This window comes from Bacillus sp. FSL R5-0523, assembly GCF_037975295.1.
Lineage (GTDB): Bacteria > Bacillota > Bacilli > Bacillales > Bacillaceae > Bacillus > Bacillus subtilis.
In genome coordinates, this window is sequence record NZ_CP150251.1 from 2,528,358 (window position 1) to 2,551,224 (window position 22,867).

The window sequence follows — 22,867 nt, forward strand, 5'->3', positions numbered from 1 at the left end:
TTTGATCCGAAACCACACACTAAAACAAGTGACAAACCCAGGATTAGGCATACCTTCTTTTTAAAAGTCATACAGGCATTCTCCCCTTTGAATTTGTGTTTGAGTCTCAAGCATTTTCTGATGATATACATAGGATGTTTCAAATTCTTTTGAGTTTGCGTAAGCAGCTGCGGTCTCACAGGCAATGTCTTCAATATATGAATAGTTCTTATTTTTTTCTAAGTATTCTATTGTTTGATTAACACCTTGTTGGTCCACTGCATCGACATAAAGAGCTTTTAAATATCCCTGTAATTTTGCGAAAAGCTCATCACCTTGATAAAGAGCTGCTGACAAACCTTTCTTACTTACTTGGATAGCCTCATTCATTTTTCCTTGTTTAAAAAGGATTTTTGCATAAGAAAATAAAGAATGTGGCAAGTTTGTGAGCTTTTCTTTTTCTGTAATCTCCACTGCTTGCTTTATGTATACTTCCGCCTGCTCGTAATCACCACTGTCAGCAAAATTAGTGCCTAAATTATATAGTGCAGAACTAATCAACCTTTTGTTATTCAATTCCCTAGATAACTTTAATGCCTTTTCAAGATGCGGCTGACTTTTTTCGTAATGTTTAAAATCAGTATAATTCCCTGAGATAACAAACATACATTGAACTTTTCGCACCTTATAAAGTTCATATTGATTATAAATATCCAATGCTTGTTTAACGTGATGCATAGACACATGACTTTGCTTCATACCATAATATGCTTCAGCTAACTTAAAATGAAACTCTGCCCTTTCGATCTCATCAGGGACATGTATAAGCTGCTTTTCGGCTTCTCTATAATAGTAGATAGCTTTCATGTATTGCTTCTTATCAAACTCGTACATCCCTCTGAAAAACAGAGAATAATACGACAACAGACCAGATATGCCTTTATTTGAAGTCTCAATTTTTTCAAGAAGTTCCTCAATAGTTGGTCTTATACGTGTAGTTACGGGTTCCAAATAATCTAACATGAGCTGATGACGGAATTTCATTAGGGAGAAGTAAATGAGTAAATACTCATCTTCCTCCATCCGTTGGATTTCTTGCTCCACCTCTGCCTTTAAAATCTCTGCATCCGGGACACTAAATTGACGTATCATTTTATACCATTCATTGATCTTTACGCCAACTTCTGACGATGATAAAACCGGATTCACAGGACCCCTCCTTTTATGTCTTTTTATGTAATATTCTAACATTTCCGAAAAGTGTTTGAACCGCAAAAAAACCGCAAACTTTTTATTCGCTATCTTTGATATGAACAATCAAGTTAATTTTAGGATCGTTTCTTCTTTCTTCCATGGTAATATTTTGTTATATGGTTAAATGAGAGGGTATGATTATGAAAGTCTTTGAAGCTAAAACACTTATGTCTGAAGCTACAGACCGCGCCAAAGAATATAAAGAACTAAGGACGCAAATGGTCAACTTGAGAAAAGCTTTACAAAGCGTTGCTGAACTGGACGACAGCGAATTCTCAGGTAAAGGTGCTAATAACATTAAAGCATTCTATCACGATCATGTTGGTGTCACTGATCAATGGATCGACTACATTGATATGAAAATCGCATTTTTTAATAGCATTGCCGGAGCTGTAGAGGACAAAGGTCTCTCTGATGCTTATATTGAAGAGTCTTTTTTAGAACATGAACTGGCTAACGCCCATAAAAAATCAAAGTCCATCATGTCTGAACAGAAAAAAGCCATGAAAGATATCTTAAATGACATTAATGACATCCTTCCGCTTGACCTGTTTTCAACAGAAACCTTCAAGGATGAGCTTACGGATGCCAATGACAAACGCAAAAAAACAATTGAAAAACTAGGTGACCTTGACGAAGATTTACTGACAGAATATGCTATGTCGGAACCAAATGAACAATTCATCAAGTCAGATTTCCAAAAGCTCCAAGAAGCAACTGGCAAAGGCAAAAACGCTACGCCCATCCACTACAACGCCAAGGCATACCGTGAAAGCGACATACATAAGAAAAAAGGCGATATTGAGAAGCGTACAGAGGCTTATTTAACGATTAAGAAAGAGGAAGCGAAGGAACGCGAGATAAAAGATTTAAAGAAAAAGCTTGCGAATGGTTTCTCAGATCCGGATGAGTATTTAGAAATTGCGAAGAAGATTGGGTATGAGAACCTTGAGCCTGCACAGTTACAGTATGTGGTACAGCTTGAACAAGCAAAACAGCTGAAGTCCGTCGGTGAAAGTGTAATCAATGCAGGTAAAACGGCATTAGATATCATCGATGGGGTTAATGATGGGCTTAACGATGCGATTGATGATACGATATATGGCATCAAGGACTTAGTTGTAGGCACATGGGAATTTTCACAGCTCCCTATGGAACTAAAACTTGCAAAAACAATTACAACAGTCTTAAGTGTCCCCTCCTACCCTAAAATAATTTGGACAAACATCGTCGATTCATGGAATGATAAAATGATAAATGGCGATGCATACACAAGAGCACATTATATCAGTTATGCGGTCGGTAATATCGTTGGTCCAAAAGGTGCAGGTGCTGCAGTTCAAACCACTACTAAGCTCTCAAAAGTAGGTAAAGTGGTTGAAGGTGGAACAGCAGCTTCTCATGTGAATAAAGGAATTACAAAAGGAAACAACCTTATTAATCCCTTTTTTAAAAACAGATATGAACCTGCACTTGTAGGAATTGCACAAGATGTTGAGAATACTCATAACGTTAAAAACACACCACTGTTAAAAAGTATAATTGAAGAAGAAAAAAATAATGCTTTTCACAAAATAAATGTTACTTTTAGACAAGGATATGATACCCATTTAGTTGAGGTAGAAGATATAGTTAGAAAGAAAAATAAAGGAATTGTCGGCGGTCACAATCTACAGAATTTTGAAAAGGCATTTATTGATAAAGGTTGGGATTTAGAGAGTTGTATAATTTCAAAAAGAGAACACCCCACAATTGATGGTATCTATGAAATTGAATATGGTTTACCTGCATTAGATAGAGAAGGAAATATCAAACCTGGAGAACTGAAAAAAGTCCGTACTCCAAAGACAGTTTATGATCCCGAGAAGATCTCAAACGAACAAATGTTGCAGTGGGGAGAAGAAGCAATGAAAAATGGAGAAGTAGTCGGGAGAAAAGTAACTGGATACGCTAAAAATGGTCTCAAGTTTGAAGGTTATATTGATGAAGCTACTGGAGAAATAACAAATTTTTTCCCTACCTTAAATGATTAAATAATTCGGAGTGAAAGTGAAATGGATAATAAAAACAAAGACTTAATTAACTATTTTTTTCAAGTTATGGGTGATGAACGTTTTTTACGCATTTTAGAGAAATTCTCCAACGGAGAGGGTTATGGTATAGAGAATGTCTGGTGTGTATTTGCTGATGACTACGAAGAGTGGGAAGAAGATTATTTTGGAGATGAGGGTATAGCTTTTTATTTCGATTACCCAGCAGTCGAGGAAGATGAAGAAGTCATATTAGATTACGAAAATTTCTATAAATATTTAAATGAAATTGTTAGGGAATATGTAGAACGACACCCAGAAAATAAACCCAAGGTAGAGAACTACATAAAAAGAATTAAGGAAAAGTATGATATTAAGATATAAACAAAACTGCATATCCGTTATATAAATAATAATCTTTAAGGTGAAATAACATATGAAATATTCATATACATTTGAAGAAGATCCATTTGGTGATTTAGGAATAGTATTGCCAGAAGAAATCAGTATCTTCTCTGATTTCATTGAAAACATCGCTACAGAAGAACAAACCAACGAGTATATAGATTACATTGAGAAAATTTCAGAAGGGATATATGAAGACTTTGAGATTGAGTTAAATGCTACAAATGTTCTCATCAAGAAAGATGTGACAATTGTTGAAAACTCTTTTAGGATAGAAGAACCCTATGAAAACTCAATTGAAACCGATCAATTTAGAGAATTGCTATTAATATGGCGAGATAAGATTCCAGATATATTTAAAGGTTGAATAAAATTAAAACCCTTCTTACATAAAGAAGGGTTTTACATATCGAGGCGGTTGGTACATTCTTGACGAGAACAATAGCAAGCGAGGAATCATTGTTCCTGCTGTTTACCCTGATGTAGTAACTTTAAAAGGGAGCCATCGCTCCCTTTTGTTCACTGAATTACAGAACTTTCTAATGTGTATGATCCGCCAGTTTTTGCAGTGCTATATCCAGCAACCCTTATGCTATAAGTATAGCTTTTACTGACTGCAATAGTATGTTTCGATAATTCTGAGGAATCATAAGAATTCACAAAAGTTGTCCCACCACCATTTACATCCGTTTTGTAAATACTAACTTTTAACGGAGTTGTTGTACTATCTTTGGACAAATAAAACTTTACTTTTGTAGCTGATCCTGGATGGAATTGCCACTCATGCCCTTCTTTAGCAGCAGCGGCATCAGCAAAAGATCCACTTACCTTGTCATTAAGAGGCAGCATACCTTTAAATTCATAGGCTGAAGCACTTCCCATAGCAGTAAACATTAAAATCAGAACAAAAAACATTGATACTAACGACTTTTTCATTTCATATTTCCCCCTTTTAAATTTAAGTCACTGTAATAATACTTCTCTTCATTTAACAAATCCTCCCACCCGGATTAAACTTCATAAATTTGACACAACAGGATTATAAAGGTTATTATCAATTTCTGTTATCCTTCAATTTCTCTTCAATTTTCGCTTTTGTCTTAGGACCATAAATGCCATCAGCAGTCAGACCATTCACTGACTGGAATCGCTTGACTGCATTTGCTGTTTTCGGGCCATAAACGCCATCAATGCCGTTATTTTTCGCCCCTTTGTCCGGGTAGAAATAAAGAGCTGCCAGAGCATTTTGAATTTGTGTTACCTTTTCCCCTCTCATCATTGGGCTCTTCACTTTGAAAATACCGGAAGGCAGCGCATATGACGTTTTTTTGCTGCTTGTGTTTGTTGTTTTCTTTTTAGCTACACTTGCTTTGCTTGAGCTTGTTTTCCCACCTAGCGCCTTTAATTCTTTTTCAACGGCAGTCTTAACTTGAATCCATCTTCCCTCTGACAAAATACGGTGCGGGCAATACTTGCCGTTCCAGTCTTGGTGCTTACGGACACGATCAACACCCCAGCCGCGTTCTTTAAGCAGCTGTGCCACAAACTTAATAGCGAGCTTTTCCGCTGCCTTATATCGTGCCCCTCCTGACTTGCTATAACAAATTTCGACACCCATTGAGTTACGATTCCCTGTACCGTTTGTTCCATCTCCTGTGTGCCAAGCGTTACGATTCGTTGGAATACCTTGATTGACTTGCTTATCGTCTACTGCAAAGTGAAAGCTCGTTGAGCTAGAGTTATTCTTCATATATGAAATTTCATTGGCTGCTGAAGCATCATTCGCAGTGTTGTGAATAGTGATATATTCAGCTTTCATTGGATTAGGACATTTCAATCCATACTTTGATTTAGAGACTAAATTCTTTACAACTTTAATGGCCATATATCTTCTCTCCCTCTGTCTGTGTAATAAAAAAAGCCACTGGCTTAGCCAGCAGCTTTGTCTGCGTTATCCTTACTCTGTTCTTTTTCGTTCTCAATTGTTTGTAATCGATCTGTTATTGTTGAAGGAATTTTAACACCGATCTGTGCTAAGTTTTCAGTTATTGACAAGCCTTCATTAGCGACAGCTTCCTGACGCACGTAGGTAAAATATCCCTATGCGTGTCGTACACCTCTCTGATAACAAGTGCAGTTCGTTTTTCTTTAAGCAATTTCAGAACAATTTTGAGTGCCACATGATAGCTTTTGGATGATCCATAACCACCCACAAGAAACTGAAACTTTTGATTCCAATCAAAGAGAAATTCTTTAAAATGTGGGTTTACTTGTTTAATCATTTATCATCACCTTTGTTCACAATGGTGATGATAAAGGTTTATCTTCTTCTGTAAGTTCTTCAATCTATAATTTTTTCTTGTTGATATTTAAACGCATATGCTCCAATTTAAGGCGTCGTTCGTCTTCCGAATGGGCTAATTCGTCAAATTGTTTAATTAAGTTCCTGAGCTCTGCCATAGCCCGAGATTGAGCATTTAAGAATGTGGCATGACGATCCCAAGAAAATTGGAATTCGTATTCTTCCTCTTCGACTTCGTTTGTCTCAGATAGGACAGACTTTTTCTTTTTTAGTTCCTTAATCATTTCTTGCTTATCAGAAACGAACATGATTTTTTGCGCCCTTATAATTGCGGCATATTGGATCTGTATCTGATCCCATATCATATCGACAGGCAAACGTTCTTGAATACCTTCCATGATGGATAGCGTTTCTTCTGGCAGGAACTTAGAGAAGAATCCATGAGTCACAGCGTTTTGATTTCTCAGTGGAGCTGCACCACCTTTATTTCCTAATGCATTTTTATTTCCAAGCGGTGCTCTTCCTCCCTTATTTCCTTTTGCATTTTTGTTCCCTTTAGGTGCGCCTCGACGCAAAAGAGCGCTCCCTTTTATTTTTTCTTCCCATTTATCGTTTGCTTTCCATTTTCGGACAGTGCTACTTGTTACGTTTAATTGCTCAGCAATGTCTTTTAACTTCTTACTCCCGCCGCTCTCTTCCCACAAACGAAAAGCTTTGTCTCTGCGTGGATCTCGTGGTCTTGGCATTACATCTTACCCATCTCCGGACCTCATGTTTGAGTTTGTGTTTGTTTTAATAGTTTTTGCTGATGTATCTGCTATTACACCTTTAGACAAAATATTCATTTTCTCTTATTTAGACTTAAATCTATGTCGAAAATTATTGTTTGACATATCTTATACTAACTCCATTAAAAGAGGTGATAACATGTCAAATGGTTACAATAGCTCCTTCGTGTTAGTTGTGGTGTTGTTCATCCTGTTAATCATTGTGGGTGCTTCATTCCTTTATTAGTCTTGAAATATTTTAATCTACTATTAAAGGAGGTAACTATATGGGAAACACAAATGGTTATGGTAGCACCTTCGCATTAATCGTAGTGCTATTCATTCTATTAATCATTGTTGGTGCTGCATTCCTTTATTAGTCTTTAGGCACTTTAATCCAAAGCGGCCTTTTGAATTTCACCTCCCTGTACGAAGACGCCATAAGAAGTTTTTATGGCGTTTTGCTATGTTATTAACTTTATCAATGCTGATAAAATTTCAAAACCAGGTAAATGCCTCCTTTTGGATTGAGTTGCTTTGGAAAGTAATTTCTAAAGTGAAAGGCACTCAAATCATTACGTTGACTAAATTGCATATTCTGAGTATTAAAAAGTACAAAAAAAGATACCTTTAAGGTATCTAGTTATAAAGTATTAAAAGAAGCCATTGACATAAAAATAGAGTTTAAGTGTCTATTGTCCTTATCTAGATCAACAACTTCTTCGCGGCACTGCTCATAAAATTTAGTTCCAATTCCGGTTAACTTCCTTATTACGTGTTCATTCATTTCATGTTTTAACATATTTACCACGGAGTATTTTATTAGACCATTTAAATCACTTCTATCTATACTATTCTTTAAGAAGTTAGCCGTATCAGCTGTAGTCTTTTTTAAATGCTCTCCCTCAAATTCAATAAGTAAAAAATTGTTATCTTTTTTAAAAGTAAGTTCATTTACTAATTTTAAATATTTTTCAAATTGATCTCTGAAATTATTGGGTAAAGGCACAGAATAATCATTTATCTTTAAATTGTTATATTTAAGGTCTAGATTATTTTTTTTCAAGTTGCAAATTATTTCATAGCGTACCCCAGTTAATATTATCAATTTAATGATTATTGCTGATCTAAATTTATTAAAATATCTTTTCTCTTCAAAAGCATTTATATATATATCATCTGAATTTAATGTTTCATCACATTGCTTAATGAGATCATTAACCTCTTCTTCGAGTAATGTATTAAAACCTCTACTGTCTTTTAATATAGAGTTGTTTGAGATAAATTCATTCATTTTATATCTATATGATGAATGATTGCTAGCTGACAAATTTAACTCTCTTTCAAAGTCGAGATTCTTGATACAATGTTCAGATTGGAGATACAGAAAAAATTTTTTTATAACAACACTATACATATAAGCAGTTTCTTTTTTCAAAATTTTTTTCTTGCTCTGTGTTCGATTTTCAATATTAAATTTTAAAGAATCAATTATCCTTTCTGTTCTAACACCTTGAAGAAAATCTATAATTGTATCATCAGTGACTTTTAAGTGTCTCAGGTAATCTTTAAAAGCCTTCAAATGAGTGAAATATGTATAAGGTACACTTTCAAGAAAAGACTCAAATATTTGTTCCATTTTACTCATCTCCCATCTTATTATCGACGAAAAACAATAATGATGGAACCATCTGCAAAATTTGTCGAACGAAACTGTTGAATAAAATCAAATTTGTCGGGGATATTAATTTGAACGAAATACTGCTGCTGTTTTATCACCCGATTCACTATGTAAGACCTCCCGATCGAGTTAATCCTCGCTTATCGTTGGGAGGTTTTATTCGTTGTATAAAATTGGTGGTGACGCAGTAATAACCTGCCGCGCCGACCCGCCTCCCATTTTACACCTCCGATTTTTTCGGATTCAACAAGCGCTCAAAGTGGCAATCTTGGCATAATTGGCTGATCAACTCGTCTTTCATTTTGCGTACAGTTTCCCTTGAAATGCCAAGGTGAAGGCTAATAGCACGGTAACTCATCCCCTCCATCATGCAATCATAAATGACTTATGCTGCTCCCCTTTGATTTTTTCTGCCCCCAACTCAACTGCATAAGACGTTTGAAAAGACGTTCCTCTCGCATATCCATTTGACGAAGCTCTGCCTGACTCTTCCCGGGACTTCCTTTTGGTATAGCAGCGTCTAATCCATATTGGGCAACTCCCCAATTTTTCATAGGAATTGCTGAACCATAAAACACTCTCTGTAACCGTTGAACTTCTTTCACCATCCAGTGATAGCTATTGATTAGATTTTCAATGTCTTTTGGATTCATGAAACGTCCTCCTTTTTAAACAATAAACCGGACACTAAACAAACAGTGTAATGCTGTAAGTTTAGTGTCCGCAGGCTTTCCGTCTTGGACAATATTTCCTCAACAGGACCCAGACTGCACCCTCATTTCGGGCAGCAGGCATTCGGGAGGATTCTATATTTAAACTAAGTTCACAAAATATTAACAAAAAATCCCTTGGTTATTTTTTCATATTATGTAATAATACAGTTGTACTAAAAAACAAAGGGAGTGTTTAAAATGAAATTGAAAAAAGTTTTAACTGGTTCTGCATTGTCCCTTGCTTTACTCGTTTCTGCAGCTCCTGCTTTTGCTGCGACTCCTAGTGTAGATAGCACTAGTCAGAAGGCAGTAACTCCTCAAGCTGAGATAAAAACTATATATCTCACAGCTAACACACGTGGAGAACTTGCCAATGTAACGGTATTTGCTGGTGTTAAATACTATTTAAAAGATGCCTGGCAGAACAGTGACGGCACATGGACTGGCTTATATCAAGGTTGGTATTAAGTATCTGAGAGATAAGAGGAAAATCCTCTTATCTCTTTTTTTGGACAACCCCTTTTCCCTTTCTAAATTTGGGTAATCACGCCAGGGTGCTGTAACGATAAGAAATGCTCGTTCATAATTAGTTAACATTTATTTACAAGGGTATTTTTTACATGCAGCGAAACCTTTAAGTGTATCAAAAAACTAAAGGAGTGGTAACATGAAATTTAGAAAAGTATTAACTGGTTCTGCTTTATCACTTGCTCTACTTGTTTCTGCAGCTCCTGCCTTTGCCGCAAGCCCTACTGATACTCATTCTGGAGAAATTACAACGAAGGAAGTTTCTGCTTTAGATACCTTGGTTATTTATGGAACAGCTTCTGATCCAGATCCAGCACAAACAATTATTCATAAAGGTATAACATATTATTTAGACAGTGTTACTTTTTATCCTGATGGAACTTATATCGCATACTATTCAAGTTAACTATGAGGGGGCTCACAGCCTCCTCTCCCCCTAGTATAGTTACTCCAATCCATTCGATTGTTTATCTAACTTTGTAACCTATCTCCTAATCAACCCGCGCAAAACTGCCCTTTACAGTTTGAATCACTGTTTTCCCGTGCTCCGGAGCATCTTAGATATGGGCTGTACCTTGATTTCCATATAAAACAATGATTTGAACTCTCCCTGGGTCAATCTTCTGCTGAATAGTTAAGTCTTTTTTGATGTTTATTTCTCTTGGATTGTACACTCAAAGGTCCCCCCCTGTGTTTTGATAGAAGTACCAGTTCATATCGAGAACACTGAGGCTAAGCGCTTCGGTGTGTTTTATTTTTAGGCAGAAACCTCTTTTAACATGATTTCCACCCTCGGCTCTTCGCTATAAAACTTACTGACTTTCAGATCCACAACCTGACTATCATCTTTGTATATCAGATGATTCAGGGCATCTTTTACACCCTTTACATAGTTATCAACATCAGGCTTTGTAGTCGGCCGCAGAAGACCCTTTTCAGCTTTTTCTTTCTTCTTTTTTGAGTTTGAAACTGATTTTGGCATTTGTCTGTACACTTTGACATCCATTTGAGACAGGACCAGTAATAATTGTTTCTGGGCGATGCTGAGACGCAACCAATGCCACATACTGTTTGAAATACTTTGTTTTTGCTGGATCTCGCATATGCACCTTCCCATTTCGTATTGATCCACGCGGCCGTCCTTGTGCGACTGGCTCACCATAAACAGTGAACTTAATGCAATCAAACTGTTCTTTACCTCCCGTCAAGCTGTTCACATAGCTGAATTTCTTTTTTGATTCTCGGTGCGGAGAGTAAAATTGCCAGCAGAAACACGACTGCTTTAAGCACTCAGCATCGGCTCCATTTGCTTTATTTTTTCATCAAGTAAACGGATAGTTGGCGTAAGATCTTTACCTTTATTTCGATCTGAAGGTCTAAACATATAAAGTCCACCAGTTGCTTTTACATTCATTTTCTCCTTCATTCCCAATCACCTAACCTATGATTTAATTGCATTCGATCGCCTTTAATAATCACTATGTAATCACGACACATCTGGTGAATCTGTGAACCAAGAGCCTCGTCTATATCCAAAATCTCATCGACTGTTAACTCAGAAGAAATCAGCAAAGGCTTATGATTCAAATAACGATAATTTAAGACTGACTGGATTTGTTCAACCTGCCAATCGGTTGCCCTTGGCTGACTGTTTATTGGTTTGAATAAGTCATCAATGAATAGGACTTCGACCTTTCTCATGACATCGAGTTTTACAACTAAGTTGTCAAGTTATGCCAGCAATACTTATGATAATCTTCTGGAATCATGGTACTTGCAAGGAAAGAAAAAAAGGGCTCTTAAATCCGTTTAAATCTAAACACAAAAGAACCGCAACTGGCGGTTCTTTTAGTATATATTCCTATTTGACTTCATTATTATTGGACAGTACCATAATCAAAATCAATATCTTTCTTGTCTAAATCCCCCTTAACATTTTTAGCATAGGTCATGGTTAAATGTACGCTTTTATCTATCCACCAAGTTCCATCATCAGTATTCGTATCCCAAGTAACATCTATATCTCTGTCAAAATTCTCAAAAAACACCAAATCCCCAACAGCTACTGTTTTTCCGTTGATCTTGTAATATATTAGAACAATTTTCTTATCAAATATACCTGTCCCGTGCTTTACGATTGTTAAACTATAAGGCTTATTAGGACATTGCTCTTCAAGTATAACTTCAGGATTTAAAAATAAAACATAACAAATGAATAGAATTGGTACAATCGTTAACCTTTTTAATAATTTTTTATTGATATTTAACCCCTTCAACATAGCCCTCCCTTTTTAACAATCCATTTCATTTGGGATACACCCCCATCATTGAACGTATTTCCTATGAAAAATGATTTTGAAGCTCATAGGAACCCTTACATGACAGGGTTTTTGTTGTTTTTTCATTGTTTATCAAGATCTAAATCAAAAAAAGCTATAAAAAATAAGGAGTGATACATATTATACATGACTAATATGTATCACTCCTTTAGTTTTTGTTCAATAATCGCCCCCGATAGTGGGATAAGAAAAAGCAAAAGAACTTGCTATTTCTCAAATACATCCACCAAATTTTCAATGTTAGTTTGTTTTTCATACATACTAATAATAAAAGTAAAACCTTATTAAAACTTTACAAGACAAACTGAATCAACTATAGTCTAATTAGACTAAAATATTGGTGTAAAGAAGGGAAAAATGAGATGATAAAGTCTTTTTTAATGTTGGGGCAGTCGAATATGGCGGGCCGTGGATTTTTGAATGAAGTAGACCCGATCTATAATGAAAAAATAAAAATGCTGCGCAATGGACAGTGGCAGATGATGACAGAGCCGATTAATTACGACCGTCCGGTTTCCGGCGTTGGCCTGGCGGCATCTTTTGCAGATGCATGGTCGAAAGCTCATCCCGATGAAGAAATTGGCTTGATCCCTTGTGCGGAAGGTGGCAGTTCATTGAATGACTGGCATCCGGAAGGCATCCTTTTTCAGCATGCTTTGTCCGAAGCCCGCTTCGCCCTCCGGTCCAGTCAAATTTGTGGAATCCTTTGGCACCAAGGTGAGAGTGACAGTTATCGTTCGCTACATGAAACTTATTACGAGAAATTAACTCTTATCATCGAGACGCTAAGAAACGAGTTGGAACTTGATGAGGTACCGTTGATTATTGGAGGGCTTGGTGACTTTCTTGGGAAGACTGGTTTTGGACTGCATGCGACTGAATTTCGACAGGTTAATGAGGAATTGCTGCGTTTTGCTAATGAACAACAGAATTGCTATTTTGTTACTGCAGCAGGTTTGACTGCGAATCCTGATGGCATTCATTTAGACACAGCTTCACAACGCAAATTCGGTTACCGCTATTTCGAGGCTTTTTCGAAAAAACACCATATCCTGAAACCCATTTCGGGAGAGGAGCAATCGCTGAAAGTGAATGGTGACTATTCTAAAACAGAACAGATTTACCTTCATAGTATGGATTTGGCTTCGGGTAAAATCACGTACGCGGAATTTGAGGCGCGGATGGCGAAGGTGATAAAACCATGATTCCCCTACTTATCCTTGGCTTGCTAATCCAAAACCCCGGAGCTCACGGCTATGAACTTCTGGCCTTAATGGAAAAACGTCATTACAAATACATTGTTAACTTCACGAAAGGTTCATTTTATTACAATCTGCAGCAACTTGAAGAAAAGCGTTTTATTGAACAGATTCAGCAGAAACCCTCAACCAGCGGGCGTGAAATCCGTAACTTTAAAGTCACAGAATCGGGAAGGGCAGAATTCGAAAAATTAATGATCAAATACGGCACCAAATCGGAATATGTGAACCTGCAATTTTATGGGGCGTTACTCTTTGCCGATGAATTCGACAAAAATAAATTACTGGATCTGATCCAATCACAAATCGATCAGACTAAAGCTCGAATCGAGCTCCTTGATGAATACCTGTCCATCACTCAAGAAATTCCCGGCACAATCGATTACTTTCGCCGTATGAACGAAAATTCCCGTTCACATCACTTGGTTAATTTAGAGTGGTTTGAAAAATTGAAAACAGAAATAGAATCAACTATTGCAGAATAAAAAAATGCAAAGTTAAATATAAGAACATTAGTTACCTACATATAAAACCTGTGTCGTAGATATCTAGTAACATCTTTGATACAGGTTTTATACTCCTTCTTTAATTAAACCAGTAATAGGGTTGTCAACACTTGCCCCCAACAAGAGCAAGTGAATCAGCTGCGTGTTCTTCTTTTTCAATCACTAGCCGTTAGTTTAATTAGAATTCAAAAAATCCAAGACACGGTCAACTCTTTCATTGACTGAGCAATCGCCTTCAATTTTTAACACTGGACAAGATAAATCTTCCATCCAATGTTCATGCAAAGCTTTACTTCTAACTTCCATTCCAGCATTATCATATAAAGAAGCCCACTCTAAAAATGCTTTTGATTGTTCATATTTACTGCCACCGGCTAACACTTCATTTCCATAACGCTGAAATTCCCTATGCCTTAATCTCTCAAGCCGTATTTCCTGTGGAATCCATAAGAAGACGACAAGGTCAAAATAACTTTTTAGATTATCGCCCCAGCCACACACTGCACCAGAAAGAATCCATTTCTCATTTATTGTTAAGTCTTTTTCAAGCAACTTTCTTCTTTCAGGAATTTCTCTTTTTTTAGTGAATTTATCTAACCAATAGTAATTATCAGTATCAAGATGCGTATGAGGCAAACACTTTGACAATGCAGCACCCAATGTTGAAGTTCCGACACCAGAGGCTCCCAATATGTGAATATTTTTTTTCATACTTCCCCCTCCTTATTAAGCAACCAAACTCCCTGTTTGTTGCATAAGGTACCTACTATTATTTTGACATAAATCCCTAAAGACCTTTACTTTTCGAGGGAAATCCAGATGCGTTTTATTCATATTCCATCTCATTAGACGCATTTACCTATAAAAAAAGTCTTGATTTCCCTATAATATTTAAACGAATCCAATTTTTGGATTGTCGTCTTTAAGGAGGTTTTTTATCTTGAGGTATACAAACAGTCATTTAGAGGATTGGATTGAAAACTTATACAGAAAGATTGATATTACAGAACCTGAACAAATTAATTTTGAACGGATTGCTGAGTCATTAGATATCAGGCTTTCGTTTAAACCTGTTACAAGCTTCGCACTTAAACACAGCGGAATTTATAACATATGCTTGGACAGCCGAAAAAGCCGAGTTGATCAATGGTATGATTTTGCTCATGAATTTTGCCATATATATAGACATGAAGGCGATAAAAAAACAATGCCTGCAACTTGGACTGATTATTTGGAGTGGCAGTCGAATTATTTTACATATCACTTTTGCATTCCAACTTTCATGTTGCGTAATATCAATCTTCCGTACATACAATCACATGCAATTGAAAATGTAGCTTGGTTATTTAAGGTATCCTCTTCATTCGCTAAGAAACGTTTGAGCATTTATTACAGGAAACTGACTCAACATTTATTTAGTCAAACTGTTACGGGAAATTTATGCACCCCCCTTTTGTAATGAATAATGAAATCCTCATGCATTTGCGCGCATTGAAAAAAACAAAAAAAGACGTCTCCCTTCACGATCCGATCGGGCAGGATAAGGAAGGGAATGAAATAAGCCTGATTGACGTTTTGAAATCAGAAAACGAAGACGTGATAGATACGATCCAGCTCAATATGGAGCTTGAAAAAGTGAAAAAATACATTGACATTTTAGATGACCGTGAGAAGGAAGTGATTGTCGGGCAGTTTGGACTTGATTTGAAGAAGGAAAAAACGCAGCGAGAGATTGCCAAAGAACTCGGTATCTCACGCAGCTATGTATCGCGGATTAAAAAGCGGGCGCTGATGAAGATGTTTCATGAGTTTTATCGGGCAGAGAAGGAAAAGCGGAAGAATATGAAAATCATTTTTTCATCGCTGATAAACTCCCTACCTCAAGCATTCAAAGCCGGACGTTCTAAAAGCTCCACAGAAAATCCTTCATCGGCATACTTCAGCACATCCTTAGTCCCTGCTTTCTTTATGCAGGCCTCGATCTGGCTGTCGATGCTCGATCCCTCGATCGCTTGTTCCTCGGTATATTGCTATCACCCTGGATCTCATTCCTATAAAGTTTTATTAAATAATGATAGCAATCGTTCATGCATTTGTCAGCTTGCGGTCCCTCGATGATTATTACCTTCATAAATATAATTTTTATCATCTTCAAGTTCTTGTTTCTTAAGCTCTTCTCTATATTTTCTTTGAACCTCTTTCATCTTTTCATTCATTTTCATGATTAAATCCCTTTGAAGTCCATTTTATTCTCCTTGCCCCTTTCACTAGACATTTTAATAATTTATAAATAATTACAGGTTGTCATTGCTTTTTACTCAATGGTGCAGTTTTGAAGTTCGGCTGTGGGCTCGCTTTTAGTAAACCAGTTTATATTCTTTTTGGGCACACAACAGAAACAATTTTTCCATATGAAAATCTCGTAATCTTACACCTCCTTAACTTGAAGGAGGATTTTGGCATATGTATTTTCATACCCGTCAACTACCATCTCATCAAGCATATATTCCTCATATGCATTTTCCCCTATTTGCATTCCATTTCTTTCAATGAACTCAATGATTCTCCGGTACGCCTCTTCAGTATTTCCGCCTATTTCATATCCAACTGCATACAGGCCTTTTGGTCGTACATGATAATTTATGTTCTCTACCCCATCTTTTACTTTTATATAAAAGTAACTGTAATTGTAGAAGTCTTTTTCTAAGATTTGTTCCCGTGCAAAGATTCCGCCTATCGGATATCCTTCATCTAATTCATATTGCTGAACTTCATGAATGAGTTCTGAAATGGCTGCCACATATTTTCGTTCCGGTAAGTTTAATGTTTTTCGGCTTAACATGAATGTTTCTTCATTTAAATATTCAAAAGAAATTGAGGAAAAATCAGTCTCAAGTGCTTGTTCTGTAAGCGTCACTTTTGTTTGTAAGATCGTTTGCAACTGCTTAAGCTCATTTATTTTTTTATCAATCTCAATAGACTTTTCTTTTAGAACATGCAGGATCTTGTCTGGTGTTTTTCCTTTTATTAGACATTTTATTTCTTTTAATGGAACCCCAAGCTCTTTAAATAGAGTGATGACTTGAAAAATCTCAAATTGATGATAGGAATAATATCTATACCCATTTTCTTTTTTTATTTCCGGCGAGAAAAGACCAATCTCATCATAATGAAATAAGGTTTGTTTTTTTACACGGCAGAGCTTCGAAAACTCCCCTGTTGTGAAATACTTCTTAACATCTTCGCTCATAAAAACCTCCTTGACTATACGGTAACCATATACCTTATGATTTGATTGTACTTGAAAAAAGCTTCAAGCGAAAAGGATAGGTAAAAAGGGTTCAATTGAGTAAAAGGGGAATTCAGATGAAAAAATCAATAAATGAGCAAAAAACGATATTCATTATACTATTAAGCAACATCTTCGTAGTATTTCTTGGTATCGGTTTAATCATTCCAGTTATGCCTTCTTTTATGAAAATCATGCATTTATCCGGCAGCACAATGGGTTATCTTGTTGCGGCTTTTGCCATTTCTCAGTTAATTACTTCACCTTTTGCAGGTAGGTGGGTTGACCGTTTCGGGAGAAAAAAAATGATTATTCTCGGGTTGCTTATATTCAGTTTATCTGAGTTGATTTTCGGATTAGGGATCCATGTTTCAATATTTTATTTCTCGAGGATATTGGGTGGTGTAAGCGCGGCTTTTATCATGCCCGCGGTAACAGCATATGTAGCTGATATTACAACCCTAAAGGAAAGGTCAAAGGCTATGGGGTATGTTTCTGCTGCAATTAGCACAGGCTTTATTATTGGGCCTGGTGCGGGAGGATTTATTGCCGGCTTTGGCATCCGCATGCCGTTTTTCTTCGCCTCCGCCATCGCGTTAATAGCAGCTGTCACTTCCGTTTTTATACTAAAAGAGTCATTGTCGATAGAAGAACGCCATCAACTCTCATCTCATACAAAGGAATCAAATTTTATTAAAGACTTGAAGAGATCCATTCATCCTGTCTATTTCATTGCATTTATTATCGTCTTTGTAATGGCTTTTGGTTTATCAGCTTATGAAACGGTATTCAGCTTGTTTTCTGATCATAAATTTGGCTTCACACCAAAAGATATTGCAGCCATTATTACGATTAGCTCCATTGTTGCGGTAGTTATTCAAGTTTTACTATTCGGGAAATTGGTCAACAAACTTGGAGAGAAAAGAATGATTCAGCTGTGCTTAATAACCGGTGCGATCTTGGCTTTCGTGTCTACTGTTATGTCAGGATTTTTAACTGTTTTGCTTGTAACTTGTTTTATTTTTCTAGCGTTCGATTTGCTACGTCCCGCCTTAACCGCTCATTTATCCAATATGGCCGGTAACCAGCAGGGTTTCGTAGCAGGCATGAACTCCACATACACCAGCCTGGGAAATATATTTGGACCTGCTTTAGGCGGTATACTATTTGATCTTAACATTCATTATCCTTTCCTTTTTGCAGGTTTCGTTATGATTGTCGGCCTTGGTCTTACAATGGTTTGGAAAGAAAAAAAGAATGATGCTGCAGCTTTGAATTAATTCATTTTCTATAAAGTCAAGTCATTTGGATGCAGGGAATGCCTCTGGTTAGGCACAATAAGAAAAGGTACTTAATTTGATAGGCTACATGTTGCTTGATGTGAAAATAGTTTATGCTGAGTTTTAGCAATATCAGGATACCGGGATAAGAAAAAAGGAGAATGTAGTATGAGTATAAAAATAAAAGGAGTAACTGATGATAATCGTGCTGCAATTCTTGATCTGCATGTCAGCCAGAATCAATTATCATATATTGAATCTACAAAAGTATGTTTAGAGGATGCAAAAGAATGTCACTATTATAAACCTGTCGGGCTTTACTATGATGGAGATCTAGTCGGTTTTGCAATGTATGGATTGTTTCCCGAGTATGATGAAGATAATAAAAACGGACGAGTCTGGCTTGACCGATTTTTTATTGACGAACGCTATCAGGGAAAAGGATTAGGGAAGAAAATGCTTAAAGCCCTCATTCAGCACCTTGCTGAGCTATATAAATGCAAGAGAATTTATTTAAGTATATTTGAAAATAATATTCATGCTATACGCCTTTATCAAAGGTTTGGTTTTCGATTTAATGGTGAACTCGACTTTAATGGTGAGAAGGTAATGGTAAAAGAGCTATAGATATCCAAGCCTCCTTGTTTGCTGAGAAACGTTTGAACTTCGATCATGATTACCTACTTAAACTGCAAGATCATTGTTTAAAAAAGCCTGGATGAAAATTTCATCTCAGGCTTTAAGCATCTTATTAGTCAAAATCTCATGTGATTTATCCAGATGTTATTCTTTTTTCCGGACAATTTCTAAATAATTAATATGCCGGCCAACTGTTTTGTGCACTTTAAAAATATACCCATCGGCTTCTATAACGGATCCAACGGCAGCGTCTATTTGTTGAGTCATAAACCAGCCGCCTATCGTATCCACTTCGTCACTTGCTAACGTCGTTCCCAATAAATCATTTACATCCTCAATGAGCACTTTCGAATCTATGATATAGTGATTATCGTTTACTTTTCTAATATCAGGCACTTCATCTTTATCAAATTCATCTCTGATATCCCCGACAATTTCTTCAAGAATATCTTCAACAGTGACTAAACCTGAAGTGCCGCCATATTCATCCACAAGAATAGCGATATGTGTTCGCTCTTTTTGCATTTTTACCAATAAATCATGAATTGGAACGGATTCAATAACATGGATAACAGGGTTGATATGATTTTCTAACTTGAAATCCTCTTTTATCTTCTGGTCTGTGTCAATATAAGCTGACAAGAATTCTTTAGCATTGATAAAACCAATGATTGAATCTTTATCTCCATTTAGGACTGGGTACCTTGTATAACTCTCTGTCTTAATGGTCTTAACAATAGTTTCATAAGAATCCTCACTAGAAATCGCTACGATCTCTCTTCTCGGAATCATAATTTCTTTGGCGATTCTTTCATCAAATTCAAAAATATTATTTACATATTTCAACTCATTTTTATTGATTTCACCGCTCTTATAGCTTTCAGATAGTAAGATGCGCAGTTCTTCTTCAGAATGAGCAAGTTCATGTTCTGATGCAGGTTTCAAACCGAAGAGTCCTACTATAAACCGGGCTGAACCATTTAAAAACCATATAAAAGGGAACAGGATGCGGTAAAACCAAATAATTGGCTTTGCAGTCAAAAGAGTGATGGTTTCCGCTTTTTGGATAGCGAGTGTTTTAGGAGCAAGTTCTCCAACTACAACGTGCAAAAAAGTCGCCATCACAAAAGCAATCACTAAGATCAATACATGTGAGACTGTTTCACTTACATGAAAATGAGCAAATAAGGGGTGCAAAATCACTTCAAAAGTCGATTCTCCAACCCAGCCAATTCCCAACGCTGTAACCGTGATCCCTAATTGACAAGCTGACAAATATTCGTCCAAATGAGTAATGACCTTTTTGGCTGATACGGCACCTTTTTTGCCCTCTAATATGAGTTGGTCAATTTTTGATGACCTGATCTTTACTATCGCAAATTCAGTCGCAACAAAAAATGCTGTTAAGACAATTAAAATAGTAAAGATTATAAGGTTAATGGTTGTCAATGATTTGCCTTACTTAGTAAGGCGTACACCTCCGATATAAATATTTATTTTTCTAACCCGTTTTTTCTGAATAAACAAAAAACAGTATATATAACATTATAAGTTCAAAAGAACCTAAAATCAACTCTGAATGATGTAAATAATCATCTTTTTCCGTATGGAGAGTGGTTCCCATAGTATTCAACTAGCGATTGGTGACGTTTTAAGGCTTAAAAAAGAAAGCAAAATAAAAACACACCTGAATTTTCTGGTGTGTTTCAATAATACCCAAACGTCTTAATTTATTTGATGTCTTTATTAAGGTTTTCTCTTAAAATTTGAATCAATTCCGCCTGTTGCTTTATATTTTTGCGGCCATTTCTATTAATTGCAGCAAGTTCACAGACAATTCCAGCTGAAATGAAAAACAATAGACCTTCAAACATTTTAAATCCCCCACCGTCTAAGTGATAGTCAAATGTGTTTTTTCTTTTTGCAATACCTGCTTATAATCTTCCTTACGCTGATATATGTTATTTAAAATGAGTCCAATAATGACAAACAGTGTTCCTACTATATCAAAAGCAGTTATGTTATATCCTTTGATCACCATGATTAACAATGTAGTGATGGGGACAAAGTTAATAAATAAAATCCCGTTAATGGATGATAGGATTTTAATGCCATAGTTCCAACTAAGGAGGGCTATGATACCTGGTAAAGTAATCATAAATAAAAAATCATACTTAATTGCTGCAACTACTTTAATACTCGGTACCGACACGTAACCGTGCGCGGTAAGTATAGTTGTCATGATTCCTGTTATAGCTGTGCCGAATAAACATGTCAATGTTGAATAACGAAGTGTGGACCACTCTTGGAATAACTGTCCCCCCATTGTGTAGACAACCCATCCTAAAACACCAATGAATATAAAGAGTAGCGAGAATAGATGATCCCCTAATGAAAAAAAGAAACTTATATTACCTTTGGTTATGACCATCGAAGCCCCCAAAAAGGCAATCAATATACTGATCATTGTGTATTTTTTAGGTTTCACATGTTTATATCCCCATAGAATAACAATTGAAAGCATCGGCATGAGTGCCTCGGCAATGGACGCTGTCATAATTCCAGACTTCCCCATCAACCTTTGACCTAAAAAAATAAGAACATTGTATACAGTAAACGCCATCACCCCAAATAAAATGATCCATTTTGCTTTACCCTCTAAATGAAATGATTTTTTTCCTTCTCTCACTAATAATAAAATCACTAACATAATTGTTACCACACCGTAGCGAATAAATGAAAAATAAAACGGATCAATAAATTCTAATGCATGATCTGCAACTGGAAACATCGCGCCCCAAGACATACTTGCCACTAAACATGTAAGGGCACCAATGAATAATTGACTTTTTTTCATTGAATTCCCCTCCTTTTCTTTAAAATTACAATGAGAATTATAAAAAGAAGTAAGCATCAAGTAAAATGAACAAAAGTGATGAAAAACATCATTGATAATGATACTTTAATGAAGGGGGGATCTTCATGGAACTTCGAGACTTACAAATTTTCAAATGCGTAGCCCATCACAAGAGTATTACCGGTGCTGCAAAAGAGTTAAATTATGTACAATCTAATGTAACTGCGCGGATTAAGCAATTAGAGAATGAGCTCAAAACACCTCTTTTCAATCGCCATAAAAAAGGGGTTTCACTAAGCCCAGAGGGCCGAAAAATGATTGAATACGTTAACAAAATTTTGAAAGATGTTGAAGAACTGGAGCAGGTCTTTCTAGATACTGAAATACCATCTGGAATATTAAAAATCGGTACAGTGGAAACAGTGAGGATACTGCCGACCATCATAGCTTCCTATTATAAAAAGTATCCTAATGTGGATTTATCATTGCAGGCTGGTCTAACAGAGGAACTTATTAAAAAGGTCATGAATCACGAATTAGACGGAGCTTTTATTTCAGGCCCTTTGAAACATTCTATTCTGGAACAGTATGATGTTTATACTGAAAAACTTACTCTTGTAACCAGTAACAAAACGTTTAATATAGAGGATGTTTCAACGACTCCGATTCTTGTTTTTAATCAGGGGTGCGGGTATCGGTCTAGGCTTGAACAATGGCTCAAAGATGAAGGTGTGCTCCCAAACAGAATGATGGAATTTAACATCCTGGAGACAATCTTAAATAGTGTTGCACTTGGACTCGGTATAACAGTGGTACCGGAATCTGCTGTTATGCATCTAGCTGCACAAGGTAAGGTTTATTGTCACCCATTACCTGAGAAAGATAGCTGTATCTCAACAATCTTTATACGCCATAAAGATGCGTACCTGACAAATTCAATGCGCAGCCTCCTTAAGACCATTGTTGAACATAAAAATATGAGTATGTCTTAAAGAGCTTTTTCTCTTTCTATGTTAACTTCTTAAATAAAAGAGAAGGC

General features: G+C 36.3%; 25 protein-coding genes and 10 pseudogenes. 14 read left to right on the forward strand and 21 right to left on the reverse strand.

Annotated elements, in window-relative coordinates:
* Window positions 1–60: 60 nt before the first annotated feature.
* Complete coding sequence (locus NYE53_RS12925; protein WP_038429342.1) at window positions 61–1,188, reverse strand: Rap family tetratricopeptide repeat protein; 1,128 nt, start codon at window positions 1,186–1,188, stop codon at window positions 61–63.
* Between the two features lie 185 nt (window positions 1,189–1,373).
* On the opposite strand from NYE53_RS12925, the gene NYE53_RS12930 reads away from it, so the two are divergent.
* The 3 genes from NYE53_RS12930 to NYE53_RS12940 are packed head-to-tail and all read left to right on the forward strand — an operon-like array spanning window position 1,374 to window position 4,035.
* Window positions 1,374–3,266 carry a T7SS effector LXG polymorphic toxin gene (locus NYE53_RS12930; RefSeq protein WP_339245048.1) on the forward strand — a complete coding sequence of 631 codons (1,893 nt, stop codon included), beginning with the start codon at window positions 1,374–1,376 and terminating at the stop codon, window positions 3,264–3,266.
* 21 nt (window positions 3,267–3,287) lie between these two features.
* Window positions 3,288–3,647: a ribonuclease toxin immunity protein CdiI gene (gene cdiI / locus NYE53_RS12935; protein WP_339245050.1), complete on the forward strand. Its 360-nt coding sequence runs from the start codon at window positions 3,288–3,290 to the stop codon at window positions 3,645–3,647.
* Between the two features lie 52 nt (window positions 3,648–3,699).
* Window positions 3,700–4,035 (forward strand): tRNA-Val4, encoded by a 336-nt coding sequence (locus NYE53_RS12940; protein ID WP_339245053.1) that lies wholly within the window; start codon window positions 3,700–3,702, stop codon window positions 4,033–4,035.
* A gap of 152 nt (window positions 4,036–4,187) precedes the next feature.
* On the opposite strand, the gene NYE53_RS12945 is transcribed toward NYE53_RS12940, so the two are convergent.
* The 5 genes and pseudogenes from NYE53_RS12945 to terS form a co-directional block, all read right to left on the reverse strand.
* A complete protein-coding gene (locus NYE53_RS12945) occupies window positions 4,188–4,604 on the reverse strand; it encodes a hypothetical protein (RefSeq protein ID WP_015483456.1) in 417 nt (138 codons plus the stop codon).
* A 118-nt stretch (window positions 4,605–4,722) separates the two neighbouring features.
* Entirely contained in the window at window positions 4,723–5,553 is an 831-nt protein-coding gene (locus NYE53_RS12950; protein ID WP_339245057.1) for an N-acetylmuramoyl-L-alanine amidase, read from the reverse strand.
* Window positions 5,554–5,597: 44 nt separating this feature from the next.
* Window positions 5,598–5,738, reverse strand: a pseudogene (locus NYE53_RS12955) (phage holin family protein); the annotation flags it as partial.
* A gap of 26 nt (window positions 5,739–5,764) precedes the next feature.
* Window positions 5,765–5,950 (reverse strand): annotated as a pseudogene (locus NYE53_RS12960) (phage terminase large subunit); the annotation flags it as partial.
* Window positions 5,947–6,716: pseudogene (gene terS / locus NYE53_RS12965) on the reverse strand (phage terminase small subunit). The pseudogenes terS and NYE53_RS12960, both read right to left, overlap by 4 nt.
* 181 nt (window positions 6,717–6,897) lie before the next feature.
* On the opposite strand from terS, the gene NYE53_RS12970 reads away from it, so the two are divergent.
* Window positions 6,898–6,984, forward strand: a complete 87-nt coding sequence (locus tag NYE53_RS12970; protein WP_073991391.1) for a YjcZ family sporulation protein — start codon at window positions 6,898–6,900, stop codon at window positions 6,982–6,984.
* 40 nt (window positions 6,985–7,024) lie between these two features.
* On the forward strand, window positions 7,025–7,117 hold the full coding sequence (locus NYE53_RS12975) for a YjcZ family sporulation protein (protein ID WP_029318114.1): 93 nt from the start codon (window positions 7,025–7,027) through the stop codon (window positions 7,115–7,117).
* A gap of 263 nt (window positions 7,118–7,380) precedes the next feature.
* Here the strand turns inward: NYE53_RS12975 and NYE53_RS12980 are convergent, their stop codons facing one another.
* Window positions 7,381–8,376, reverse strand: coding sequence for a tyrosine-type recombinase/integrase (locus NYE53_RS12980; protein WP_327829537.1), 996 nt, complete (start codon window positions 8,374–8,376; stop codon window positions 7,381–7,383).
* 262 nt (window positions 8,377–8,638) lie between these two features.
* A pseudogene (locus NYE53_RS12985) lies at window positions 8,639–9,071 on the reverse strand (sigma-70 family RNA polymerase sigma factor).
* Window positions 9,072–9,329: 258 nt separating this feature from the next.
* Between NYE53_RS12985 and NYE53_RS12990 the strand changes: the two are divergent.
* Window positions 9,330–9,599, forward strand: a complete 270-nt coding sequence (locus NYE53_RS12990) for an LCI fold-containing protein (protein ID WP_327829538.1) — start codon at window positions 9,330–9,332, stop codon at window positions 9,597–9,599.
* A 199-nt stretch (window positions 9,600–9,798) separates the two neighbouring features.
* A complete protein-coding gene (locus NYE53_RS12995; protein WP_106020145.1) occupies window positions 9,799–10,065 on the forward strand; it encodes a transcriptional regulator in 267 nt (88 codons plus the stop codon).
* A gap of 85 nt (window positions 10,066–10,150) precedes the next feature.
* Here NYE53_RS12995 and NYE53_RS13000 read toward each other — a convergent pair.
* The 5 genes and pseudogenes from NYE53_RS13000 to NYE53_RS13020 form a co-directional block, all read right to left on the reverse strand.
* A pseudogene (locus NYE53_RS13000) lies at window positions 10,151–10,333 on the reverse strand (XtrA/YqaO family protein).
* Between the two features lie 83 nt (window positions 10,334–10,416).
* Window positions 10,417–10,867: pseudogene (locus NYE53_RS13005) on the reverse strand (RusA family crossover junction endodeoxyribonuclease).
* Between the two features lie 74 nt (window positions 10,868–10,941).
* Window positions 10,942–11,091: a hypothetical protein gene (locus NYE53_RS13010; protein ID WP_336154070.1), complete on the reverse strand. Its 150-nt coding sequence runs from the start codon at window positions 11,089–11,091 to the stop codon at window positions 10,942–10,944.
* Window positions 11,082–11,387: pseudogene (locus tag NYE53_RS13015) on the reverse strand (ATP-binding protein); the annotation flags it as partial. The pseudogene NYE53_RS13015 and the gene NYE53_RS13010, both read right to left, overlap by 10 nt.
* 149 nt (window positions 11,388–11,536) lie before the next feature.
* A complete protein-coding gene (locus tag NYE53_RS13020; RefSeq protein WP_339245063.1) occupies window positions 11,537–11,935 on the reverse strand; it encodes a hypothetical protein in 399 nt (132 codons plus the stop codon).
* Between the two features lie 425 nt (window positions 11,936–12,360).
* Here NYE53_RS13020 and NYE53_RS13025 point away from each other — a divergent pair, with 425 nt between their 5' ends.
* Window positions 12,361–13,203, forward strand: a complete 843-nt coding sequence (locus NYE53_RS13025; RefSeq protein ID WP_339245065.1) for a sialate O-acetylesterase — start codon at window positions 12,361–12,363, stop codon at window positions 13,201–13,203.
* Window positions 13,200–13,742, forward strand: a complete 543-nt coding sequence (locus NYE53_RS13030; RefSeq protein WP_339245067.1) for a PadR family transcriptional regulator — start codon at window positions 13,200–13,202, stop codon at window positions 13,740–13,742. Before NYE53_RS13025 ends, NYE53_RS13030 begins: the two co-directional genes overlap by 4 nt.
* A gap of 195 nt (window positions 13,743–13,937) precedes the next feature.
* Here the strand turns inward: NYE53_RS13030 and NYE53_RS13035 are convergent, their stop codons facing one another.
* On the reverse strand, window positions 13,938–14,474 hold the full coding sequence (locus NYE53_RS13035; protein ID WP_268431908.1) for an AAA family ATPase: 537 nt from the start codon (window positions 14,472–14,474) through the stop codon (window positions 13,938–13,940).
* Window positions 14,475–14,703: 229 nt separating this feature from the next.
* Between NYE53_RS13035 and NYE53_RS13040 the strand changes: the two genes are divergently transcribed.
* Window positions 14,704–15,222, forward strand: coding sequence for an ImmA/IrrE family metallo-endopeptidase (locus NYE53_RS13040; RefSeq protein WP_335388715.1), 519 nt, complete (start codon window positions 14,704–14,706; stop codon window positions 15,220–15,222).
* A 5-nt stretch (window positions 15,223–15,227) separates the two neighbouring features.
* Window positions 15,228–15,602 (forward strand): annotated as a pseudogene (locus tag NYE53_RS13045) (sigma-70 family RNA polymerase sigma factor); the annotation flags it as partial.
* 47 nt (window positions 15,603–15,649) lie between these two features.
* Here NYE53_RS13045 and NYE53_RS13050 read toward each other — a convergent pair.
* The 4 genes and pseudogenes from NYE53_RS13050 to bltR form a co-directional block, all read right to left on the reverse strand.
* A pseudogene (locus NYE53_RS13050) lies at window positions 15,650–15,772 on the reverse strand (recombinase); the annotation flags it as partial.
* Window positions 15,730–15,894: a hypothetical protein gene (locus tag NYE53_RS13055; protein ID WP_339248541.1), complete on the reverse strand. Its 165-nt coding sequence runs from the start codon at window positions 15,892–15,894 to the stop codon at window positions 15,730–15,732. The gene NYE53_RS13055 and the pseudogene NYE53_RS13050, both read right to left, overlap by 43 nt.
* A pseudogene (locus tag NYE53_RS13060) lies at window positions 15,890–15,985 on the reverse strand (hypothetical protein); the annotation flags it as partial. The pseudogene NYE53_RS13060 and the gene NYE53_RS13055, both read right to left, overlap by 5 nt.
* Before the next feature lie 206 nt (window positions 15,986–16,191).
* Window positions 16,192–17,013, reverse strand: a complete 822-nt coding sequence (gene bltR, locus NYE53_RS13065) for a multidrug efflux transcriptional regulator BltR (RefSeq protein WP_339245071.1) — start codon at window positions 17,011–17,013, stop codon at window positions 16,192–16,194.
* Between the two features lie 116 nt (window positions 17,014–17,129).
* Here bltR and blt point away from each other — a divergent pair, with 116 nt between their 5' ends.
* Together blt and bltD are read left to right on the forward strand one after the other, a co-directional pair.
* On the forward strand, window positions 17,130–18,332 hold the full coding sequence (blt, locus tag NYE53_RS13070) for a multidrug efflux MFS transporter Blt (RefSeq protein ID WP_339245074.1): 1,203 nt from the start codon (window positions 17,130–17,132) through the stop codon (window positions 18,330–18,332).
* A gap of 168 nt (window positions 18,333–18,500) precedes the next feature.
* On the forward strand, window positions 18,501–18,959 hold the full coding sequence (gene bltD / locus NYE53_RS13075; protein ID WP_339245078.1) for a spermine/spermidine acetyltransferase: 459 nt from the start codon (window positions 18,501–18,503) through the stop codon (window positions 18,957–18,959).
* Window positions 18,960–19,115: 156 nt separating this feature from the next.
* On the opposite strand, the gene NYE53_RS13080 is transcribed toward bltD, so the two are convergent.
* The 3 genes from NYE53_RS13080 to NYE53_RS13090 form a co-directional block, all read right to left on the reverse strand.
* Window positions 19,116–20,420 carry a hemolysin family protein gene (locus NYE53_RS13080; RefSeq protein WP_046160623.1) on the reverse strand — a complete coding sequence of 435 codons (1,305 nt, stop codon included), beginning with the start codon at window positions 20,418–20,420 and terminating at the stop codon, window positions 19,116–19,118.
* Between the two features lie 281 nt (window positions 20,421–20,701).
* Window positions 20,702–20,845 carry a YrzO family protein gene (locus NYE53_RS13085; protein ID WP_017697705.1) on the reverse strand — a complete coding sequence of 48 codons (144 nt, stop codon included), beginning with the start codon at window positions 20,843–20,845 and terminating at the stop codon, window positions 20,702–20,704.
* 17 nt (window positions 20,846–20,862) lie between these two features.
* Window positions 20,863–21,828, reverse strand: a complete 966-nt coding sequence (locus tag NYE53_RS13090) for a DMT family transporter (RefSeq protein ID WP_339245082.1) — start codon at window positions 21,826–21,828, stop codon at window positions 20,863–20,865.
* A gap of 125 nt (window positions 21,829–21,953) precedes the next feature.
* Here NYE53_RS13090 and czcR point away from each other — a divergent pair, with 125 nt between their 5' ends.
* Complete coding sequence (czcR, locus tag NYE53_RS13095) at window positions 21,954–22,820, forward strand: LysR family transcriptional regulator CzcR (RefSeq protein WP_032726237.1); 867 nt, start codon at window positions 21,954–21,956, stop codon at window positions 22,818–22,820.
* Window positions 22,821–22,867: the final 47 nt, after the last annotated feature.

Excerpts from the sequence above, each read along its gene's own strand:
- NYE53_RS12930 (WP_339245048.1), top strand. The coding sequence starts at position 1,374 with ATGAAAGTCTTTGAAGCTAAAACACTTATGTCTGAAGCTACAGACCGC.
- cdiI (WP_339245050.1), top strand. The coding sequence starts at position 3,288 with ATGGATAATAAAAACAAAGACTTAATTAACTATTTTTTTCAAGTTATG.
- NYE53_RS12940 (WP_339245053.1), top strand. The coding sequence starts at position 3,700 with ATGAAATATTCATATACATTTGAAGAAGATCCATTTGGTGATTTAGGA.
- NYE53_RS12945 (WP_015483456.1), bottom strand. The coding sequence starts at position 4,604 with ATGAAAAAGTCGTTAGTATCAATGTTTTTTGTTCTGATTTTAATGTTT.
- NYE53_RS12950 (WP_339245057.1), bottom strand. The coding sequence starts at position 5,553 with ATGGCCATTAAAGTTGTAAAGAATTTAGTCTCTAAATCAAAGTATGGA.
- NYE53_RS12970 (WP_073991391.1), top strand. The coding sequence starts at position 6,898 with ATGTCAAATGGTTACAATAGCTCCTTCGTGTTAGTTGTGGTGTTGTTC.
- NYE53_RS12975 (WP_029318114.1), top strand. The coding sequence starts at position 7,025 with ATGGGAAACACAAATGGTTATGGTAGCACCTTCGCATTAATCGTAGTG.
- NYE53_RS12980 (WP_327829537.1), bottom strand. The coding sequence starts at position 8,376 with ATGGAACAAATATTTGAGTCTTTTCTTGAAAGTGTACCTTATACATAT.
- NYE53_RS12990 (WP_327829538.1), top strand. The coding sequence starts at position 9,330 with ATGAAATTGAAAAAAGTTTTAACTGGTTCTGCATTGTCCCTTGCTTTA.
- NYE53_RS12995 (WP_106020145.1), top strand. The coding sequence starts at position 9,799 with ATGAAATTTAGAAAAGTATTAACTGGTTCTGCTTTATCACTTGCTCTA.
- NYE53_RS13025 (WP_339245065.1), top strand. The coding sequence starts at position 12,361 with ATGATAAAGTCTTTTTTAATGTTGGGGCAGTCGAATATGGCGGGCCGT.
- NYE53_RS13030 (WP_339245067.1), top strand. The coding sequence starts at position 13,200 with ATGATTCCCCTACTTATCCTTGGCTTGCTAATCCAAAACCCCGGAGCT.
- NYE53_RS13035 (WP_268431908.1), bottom strand. The coding sequence starts at position 14,474 with ATGAAAAAAAATATTCACATATTGGGAGCCTCTGGTGTCGGAACTTCA.
- NYE53_RS13055 (WP_339248541.1), bottom strand. The coding sequence starts at position 15,894 with ATGAAGGTAATAATCATCGAGGGACCGCAAGCTGACAAATGCATGAAC.
- bltR (WP_339245071.1), bottom strand. The coding sequence starts at position 17,013 with ATGAGCGAAGATGTTAAGAAGTATTTCACAACAGGGGAGTTTTCGAAG.
- blt (WP_339245074.1), top strand. The coding sequence starts at position 17,130 with ATGAAAAAATCAATAAATGAGCAAAAAACGATATTCATTATACTATTA.
- bltD (WP_339245078.1), top strand. The coding sequence starts at position 18,501 with ATGAGTATAAAAATAAAAGGAGTAACTGATGATAATCGTGCTGCAATT.
- NYE53_RS13085 (WP_017697705.1), bottom strand. The coding sequence starts at position 20,845 with ATGTTTGAAGGTCTATTGTTTTTCATTTCAGCTGGAATTGTCTGTGAA.
- NYE53_RS13090 (WP_339245082.1), bottom strand. The coding sequence starts at position 21,828 with ATGAAAAAAAGTCAATTATTCATTGGTGCCCTTACATGTTTAGTGGCA.
- czcR (WP_032726237.1), top strand. The coding sequence starts at position 21,954 with ATGGAACTTCGAGACTTACAAATTTTCAAATGCGTAGCCCATCACAAG.